Raw genomic sequence first — 7,024 nt, 5'->3', positions numbered from 1 at the left:
AATTAGACCAAATATTAGTAAAACCCCGAACACAATAAGAAGAGAAATAATATTTTCTTTTAAATGAGTACTAGAAAATAAGTAATACTCTGGAAACACAATCGTATCTACTACAGGTTGAAGCCAATGACAAACGCTTTTATCACACATATCTGTAATAGACGTAGAATCTATAATGTCTTTTAATATTTTTTCAACCGTCTTCTTCATCTTATTTACTCCCGACTACATCTGAAAAGCTCTTTTCCTGCTCTGCATATATAACCGGCACTTCTTTACTCCAATATTTGCGATTAACAAATAAAAAGATAAGTACTAAGTTTAATCCTGTTATAAAAATAATAAGTCCAGGAAAGAATGTCGTATAATTTGAGAAATCGGCAAAACTAATAATTTTTTCTCTACTTATTAGAAAAGACGCACCTATTACAAATGCATTGTTTAACATATGTATTGCAATTGGCATGAGTAAACTTTTCGTACGAATATATACGATTGACAATACGATGCTGAATATGGCTGCACCGAGGAAATCAACATGTAACAACGCAAACAATATTGCTACAACGATGGTCGCTATGCTCGTTCCCCATTTTGTTGCAAAACGTTGAAGTAAAAATCCGCGAAAAACAAATTCCCCGATAATTGGTGCGATGAATACGACCCTAATGACTTGAGATACATATCCCCCAGTACTATCTACAATTGGTTCATGCAGGGCGTTCATAATAAAGTCCGGTGTAATCCATGCAAAACTATACATATACAAAATAAGATACCCGTAACTAAACATGCATAACATAACCGTAATGTATAAAACTTGTACCAAGTTAAATGTTTCATTTTTATTAACAAATAATGAAAATGAAATGTGGTGCTTTCTATACTCATAAGAAATCCATACCATCGGAAGGATATAGAATATAAGGATATTTATAAAAGAAGAATTTTGTATATGAAATATACTTGTTAGCAAATCGCCACTACTTCTCGCTATTAAAATTAATAGTGCAAATACAATTAAAAAATATCTAGCTCGCATCACTTGAAACGGGTTCACACTCATCTCCTCCCCTATGTTACTTTTATCATATCATTTGATTCTTAATTTTTTGCGAAAGAAAACCTTAAAATTTCCTTAAAAATTCCATAAGTTACAAAATGATGATATGATATTCGAGAAAATTAGGAGGGATGTTTATGTACCAAGCAAATATTTTACTCGTTGATGATGAAACAGCAATTTTACAATTACTAACTACCATTCTTGAAAAAGAAGGCTTTTCTCATATTACAACTGCAACATCAGCTGAAATGGCTTTATCTCTAACTAAGCAAAACAATTACGATTTAATTATTTTAGATGTAATGCTTCCTGGACAATCTGGTTTTGATATTTGTCCAATCATTCGCCAACAAACAGATTGTCCAATTTTCTTCCTATCAGCAAAAGCATCTGATTTAGATAAAATATCCGGATTTTCATACGGTGCAGATGATTATATTACGAAACCATTTAATCCATTAGAAGTAGTAGCACGTATGAAAGCACAGCTTCGGAGACATATGAAACAAACCGTACCACACGAACAAAAACCACACTCAATTTCATTTGGAAGATTTGAAATTGATCAGCACTCTGCAGAACTAACAGTAGATGGGCACATTGTCGAATGCTCTGCTCAACTCTTTCAACTACTACTCTTCTTTTGCGAGAATCCGAACTACGTATTTTCGAAAGAGGAAATATATGAAAAAGTTTGGGGAGCACCTGCCTATAATGGCGATGACAACACTGTTATGGTCCACATTCGAAAACTACGTGAAAAAATTGAACATGATCCAAGTAAACCAGAATATATAAAAACCGTTCGCGGGCTTGGTTATAAGTTCGTTACAAAGTAGGGTGACGATATGAATTTTAATAAACGACTTATTATTCAATTTATCATGCAACACGTTTTTGTTTTAGTTACATTACTTATCGCTGTAGTTGCTGCTTTTACTTATTTAATTTTTCTTCTTACTAGTACTTTATACGAACCTAACATTCCAGATTCTGATAGTTTTACAATTTCAAGATACATCTCTTCAGAAGATGGGCATATTTCGTTACAATCTGAAGTGCAAGATTTAATAAAGGAGAAAAATGATTGGCTCCAAGTTGTAGATGAAAACGGAAAAATCCTCTACCACTTTAATACACCAAATGATGTTCCGGATGCTTATACGAAGACATCTTTAGTCGCATATATACAACATCATATCGAAAGCAATTATAAATTTACATATTGGGAAATTGAATTAGAAGAAAAGAAAGCACTTGTTATTTATGGTGGTATGTTAAAAAGCAATGCGTTACTGACAGCAATTCAAAAGGAGCATTCCTCTTTAACGATGGATTCGTTCGCATTAACAGACCAAGAAAAACAGTTACTATCTAAAGAAAAAGCAACACTTCAAATATTTAATCAAAATGGCGAAGAGGTTTTTTCCTATCCAACTGGAAAGAAAAAAACATTTTCAGCAATACAAATTGCCCTTAATGAAAAAGAACCGTGGAATCATAAAGAAAACACGTCTAGCTTTTACGATGCAAATAGTGGCAACCTTCTCGTTGTAACTGCAAAAAATGAGCACTACTATCCAGATGACGAAATTGAAGATGTATTTACTAAGAAGTTTCTCATCGGATGCGGATTAATCCTTCTTATCGTATTTGTTTATTTAGTCATTCTTTCTATTTGGTACGGTAATAAATTCGGAAAACCGTTATTACATGCGATGCGCTGGCTAAAAAATATCGCTGGTGGAAAGTATGAAGAACCTATTAGTAAAAAAGGAAAACCTGTCAGGTTCCGGCGATCTGGTAAAGAAAAATGGTCATTCCGTTTGTTTAGAGATGTAACAAGTTCACTAGAACACCTTTCTATTACACTCAAAAAAAATGATGCGATGAGGCAAGTACTCCAGCAAACACGAGAAGAATGGATTACCGGTCTAACGCATGATTTAAAAACACCACTTAGCTCTATATATGGCTACGCATTATTACTCGAATCGAATCAATATAACTGGACTGATCGTGATATTCAGCAATTTGGTAGTGTTATGAAAGAGAAATCTCAATATATGACGACATTAATTGATGATTTAAGCTTAACGTATCAATTAAAAAATAACAGCCTTCCTGCCCAACACGTAAACGTTGAAATCAATCAGTTCGTTCAAAAAGTATTATTGCAATTTATTAACAATCCAACACTCCAAAATCAAAATATTGAATTCGTACCGAGCTCAAATAAAATTCAATATTTCATTGAAGAAAAATGGTTCCAGCGTATTATCGAAAACTTACTCGTAAACGCGGTAAAACATAATAACGAAACAACTACTGTCATCGTAAAACTATCACAAAACGCTAATTCCTTTACACTCTCCATTTCAGATGATGGAAAAGGAATGGATGAAAAAACGAAAGAACTTCTATTTGAACGATATTACCGCGGAACAAACACAGAAGAAAGCAACATTGGAACTGGACTTGGCCTAGCCATTACAAAACAGCTCGTTCATGCTCATAACGGGACAATTTCCGTTGATAGTGCACTCGGAAAAGGAACGACGATTATTCTTGTGTTTCCGTTTCGTTCGTAGGAAAGACGCTATGTGGCGTCTTTTTTTCTTTTCTGGGAGAGTTTTGCGGTAATTGAAATTATGCAGATCGTTTTTTTTGAGGTGTTTTAGCGGTATATGAAATTATATCGGCGATTTTTTGAATATATCGGCGCAATTCAAAATATATCAGCGATTTTCTAGATATATCGACTTACCGACAAAAATCGACAATACTAACCTACTTCCTCTACTACTATACAAAGTAAAAATAACCCTTCATAACTCACTATGAAAGGTCACTCCATATTTCAGCTATTTCCCTACTAACACAAACACATTCTCATCAGGTGCTTCCATTACTGCAACATGTCCTGATTCTGTTGGAAATGGTTCGCGAATCCACTTTACATCTTTATTATCTTTTAAACTCTCATACGTTTGTTGTACATCTTCTACTAATACTTCGACTTCCGTAAAATTAATATCCGGATGATTGCTTATTACTAACTCCGAACTTTTCTCATCTGGAAATTTCAATCCTATTAACGTCCAAATAGCTCCTTCTTCTAGTTCTCTTTCTATCATCCAGTTTTGCTTCATTCCCATTTCTTTATAGAAAGAAACTGATCTTTCTATATCTTTCGTATGTATAGATACACATTCTAGTTTTTTGAACATTTTCCCATTTCTCCTTTTATGAAAAAGCGAACCATCTCCCAATGATTCGCTCTTACCTTATTATTTTTTCTTCACCGGTATCCAAAGCTCTACTTGTGCAAACTCACTCTTATCTTCGTGGCAACGCTCATCGTACAGTTCAAACTCTGTAACTCCGCAATGTTCATACCCTGAATGTGGGAACCATTCTGAGAATACTGCATTCCAAGTTTGGTGAATAGACGATACCATTTCTTTATGAGGAACTTTCGGCGTTGTAAATACTGCATATGTTGCTGCAGGGAAAGTACGCTTTGCAATTTCATTTGGTACATTTTCAAAGTCTGTAACTTCCATTCCAATAATATAAGTGAAGTCCCCTGTTTCTAAATTAAAATCAGTACATAATCCAAGCTCTACCCATTGGCTCGTATCTTTACGATTCGGAATCGTTGTTCCAAGATCTTTTTGTAAATATTCTTGCCAAAATGCTGGGATGTCTTGATGGTTTTTCCCTTCTTTACTTGTCGTCTTCAGTTCATAACCTGCCATTAAAAATTCTGGTTTATTTACAATACGATATTCCATTTGTATGCCTCCTAAATACGGATTTAATTTTCTTTGCTTTACATTCACGCTGTAATACATCGGTGTTTCAATTTCTTGTTTTCGATATTCACTCGGGGTCATTTGAAATAATTTCTTAAAGGCTCTCGTGAACGTTTCGTGAGATTGAAAGCCATGCTCAAATGCGATATCAATAACTTTTTCATCCGTATGAGAAAGTTGATAAGCTGCCCGGGCTAACCTCCGCTTTCGAACATACTCCATTACTGTATCACCTACTAATACCTGAAATACACGATGAAAATGCGACTCAGAAAAACCTGCAATACGTGCTAAATTACGCAGCGTCTGTTTTTCCATTACATCTTCCTCAATATAATCAATTGATCTTTGAATTTGTGTTTCATAGCTTTCCATCTCTGTTCACCCGCCTTATATGTATTATGATAAAAGAGAATCCTATCCAATTCTTGACGTTTTTTACTATAATTCCATAAAAAATTGTAACTTTTTTATATGTATTTCGTTGTTATGTATGAAGGGAGGGAAATGTAGTGAAACGCAAACAATCATTAGAAGACATTTACTCCGAGCATATGCAAGATTTATTTCGCTATCTTCTCTCCCTAACCGGAGATTCCCACTATGCGGAAGATCTCATGCAAGAAACCTTTTACCGAATGCTCGTCCATATTGATTATTATAAAGGAGAAGAAATTAGGCCGTGGTTATTTACAATAGCCTACAACGCCTTTATCGATTGGTATCGAAAAGAAAAAAAGTATAACACAACTACAGTGGAAGAATTCCATTTACCAAACGTGCCAAGTACAGAACATGAATATTTCGTAAAACATGAGATTGCTAGTTGGTTAGACAGTTTATCTTCTCTTCCGCTCGAAAGACGAAATGCCCTGCTACTACGAGATTACTATGGATTCTCCTATAAGGAAATAGCAGAAATGACTGGTTTCTCATTAGCGAAAGTGAAAATTGAATTACACAGGGGACGAAAAGAAATAAAAAGCATAAAGGAGTGATACAGATGGGCTGTGCAGAATTTAAAAAACTATGGAAGAAGTATGAAAATGGAACGCTCACGCATGATGAACAAGAACTGTTAGAAAGTCATATTGAGTCATGTGAAGAGTGTGAAGCTTACTTAGATGAGCTGTTAACAAAAACAGAACCAATTAAGAAAAAGTTACCTCCAAAAGATATTAAAATTCCTTTTTGGAGAATTAAGTGGAAACATCGTTTACAAACGTTTGGTTTTATATTATCAATTTGCATCGTTATCTATATAATCGGCGGGGTATTATCAGCCTTTTATTTTCAATCTAATAATGATAAAAGGCTAAAAGAAATTAGAGAGGTTCCTTCGCTTGCACTTGAAGCAACTATCCCAAATAGCCGCGTTATGGGAGGCGGAACAAGTGTAGAAGCTTTTTTCCGTACGAATAGCCAATTTGATTTAGTAAGAACCATCGGTAAAAAAGAAATGCCCCTCGGTACAATAGAAACAAAAAGCTTCTTATCATCTGTAGATATCACGAAGCAAACTTGGATGAATCCGTTCTATCAACCAAAACTCTTCTTTGTTCATCCAAAAACAGAGCTGGGTGATTATTTAAAGGATTCATCAAAAAAAGTATGGGATACACTTGCAAAAGTACATGATGGAACCGTTGCAGAAGTAGCAATTTCTTTTGATAAAGCTTACACTTTAAAAGAATTAGAACCGCTTTTATATAGCATATTCGAGGCACAAAAACTCCCTCCAACTCCTGTATGGTACGCTTTAGATACAGGACAAGAAAGAAAAAATGTAGATGACTATATCCTACATGGCGGAGAAGCTATAGGGTTTCCAGAACATGTAAGATTCCTCGATAATGAAACTGACGGGCAGAAAACGCAAGAAGACAAAGTAACCGAAATGATGCGCGTCCTTTCTATCCATAAAAAAACGGTAAGCAAAATAGCAGCGCTTTCTGAGAAAGAACTAAACTTAGATAAACGTTATCAATATGTAAAGGATAACGGTGTAAAAGTATACGGAATTGTTATTACTGGCCCATCGAAAGAGTTATTAAAATTACAAAACTCCCCGCACGTACGTTATGCGACTCTTGGAGATATTGAGATTTGGAATTGGTTTGATCATTAATAAAAAAGAAGT

Annotated in this window: 7 protein-coding genes and 1 pseudogene; 4 read left to right on the top strand and 4 right to left on the bottom strand. The window is 34.7% G+C overall.

Annotated elements, in window-relative coordinates; genetic code table 11:
• A pseudogene (locus ACQGSG_RS09620) lies at positions 1 to 210 on the bottom strand (hypothetical protein); the annotation flags it as partial.
• 1 nt (position 211) lies between these two features.
• On the bottom strand, positions 212 to 1,060 hold the full coding sequence (locus ACQGSG_RS09615) for a CPBP family intramembrane glutamic endopeptidase (RefSeq protein ID WP_001067984.1): 849 nt from the start codon (positions 1,058 to 1,060) through the stop codon (positions 212 to 214).
• A gap of 140 nt (positions 1,061 to 1,200) precedes the next feature.
• Between ACQGSG_RS09615 and ACQGSG_RS09610 the strand changes: the two genes are divergently transcribed.
• Together ACQGSG_RS09610 and ACQGSG_RS09605 are read left to right on the top strand one after the other, a co-directional pair.
• A complete protein-coding gene (locus ACQGSG_RS09610; RefSeq protein WP_000283870.1) occupies positions 1,201 to 1,905 on the top strand; it encodes a response regulator transcription factor in 705 nt (234 codons plus the stop codon).
• 9 nt (positions 1,906 to 1,914) lie between these two features.
• Positions 1,915 to 3,657, top strand: a complete 1,743-nt coding sequence (locus tag ACQGSG_RS09605; protein ID WP_001010440.1) for a sensor histidine kinase — start codon at positions 1,915 to 1,917, stop codon at positions 3,655 to 3,657.
• Positions 3,658 to 3,930: 273 nt separating this feature from the next.
• Here the strand turns inward: ACQGSG_RS09605 and ACQGSG_RS09600 are convergent, their stop codons facing one another.
• Positions 3,931 to 4,296 (bottom strand): VOC family protein, encoded by a 366-nt coding sequence (locus ACQGSG_RS09600; protein ID WP_000473643.1) that lies wholly within the window; start codon positions 4,294 to 4,296, stop codon positions 3,931 to 3,933.
• Positions 4,297 to 4,356: 60 nt separating this feature from the next.
• On the bottom strand, positions 4,357 to 5,259 hold the full coding sequence (locus ACQGSG_RS09595; protein WP_098222755.1) for an AraC family transcriptional regulator: 903 nt from the start codon (positions 5,257 to 5,259) through the stop codon (positions 4,357 to 4,359).
• 137 nt (positions 5,260 to 5,396) lie between these two features.
• Here ACQGSG_RS09595 and ACQGSG_RS09590 point away from each other — a divergent pair, with 137 nt between their 5' ends.
• Together ACQGSG_RS09590 and ACQGSG_RS09585 are read left to right on the top strand one after the other, a co-directional pair.
• On the top strand, positions 5,397 to 5,882 hold the full coding sequence (locus tag ACQGSG_RS09590; protein ID WP_087948062.1) for an RNA polymerase sigma factor: 486 nt from the start codon (positions 5,397 to 5,399) through the stop codon (positions 5,880 to 5,882).
• A 5-nt stretch (positions 5,883 to 5,887) separates the two neighbouring features.
• Positions 5,888 to 7,012, top strand: a complete 1,125-nt coding sequence (locus ACQGSG_RS09585; RefSeq protein ID WP_325842718.1) for an anti-sigma factor — start codon at positions 5,888 to 5,890, stop codon at positions 7,010 to 7,012.
• Positions 7,013 to 7,024: the final 12 nt, after the last annotated feature.

Origin of the sequence: Bacillus sp. GMa5/1, assembly GCF_050172015.1 — a bacterium.
GTDB lineage: Bacteria > Bacillota > Bacilli > Bacillales > Bacillaceae_G > Bacillus_A > Bacillus_A cereus.
Note: the sequence above shows the minus strand (reverse complement) of the source record. Positions and strands in the feature narration are given on the sequence as shown.

Coding starts and splice junctions, on each gene's coding strand:
- ACQGSG_RS09585 (WP_325842718.1), top strand. CDS start 5,888: ATGGGCTGTGCAGAATTTAAAAAACTATGGAAGAAGTATGAAAATGGA.
- ACQGSG_RS09605 (WP_001010440.1), top strand. CDS start 1,915: ATGAATTTTAATAAACGACTTATTATTCAATTTATCATGCAACACGTT.
- ACQGSG_RS09595 (WP_098222755.1), bottom strand. CDS start 5,259: ATGGAAAGCTATGAAACACAAATTCAAAGATCAATTGATTATATTGAG.
- ACQGSG_RS09600 (WP_000473643.1), bottom strand. CDS start 4,296: ATGTTCAAAAAACTAGAATGTGTATCTATACATACGAAAGATATAGAA.
- ACQGSG_RS09610 (WP_000283870.1), top strand. CDS start 1,201: ATGTACCAAGCAAATATTTTACTCGTTGATGATGAAACAGCAATTTTA.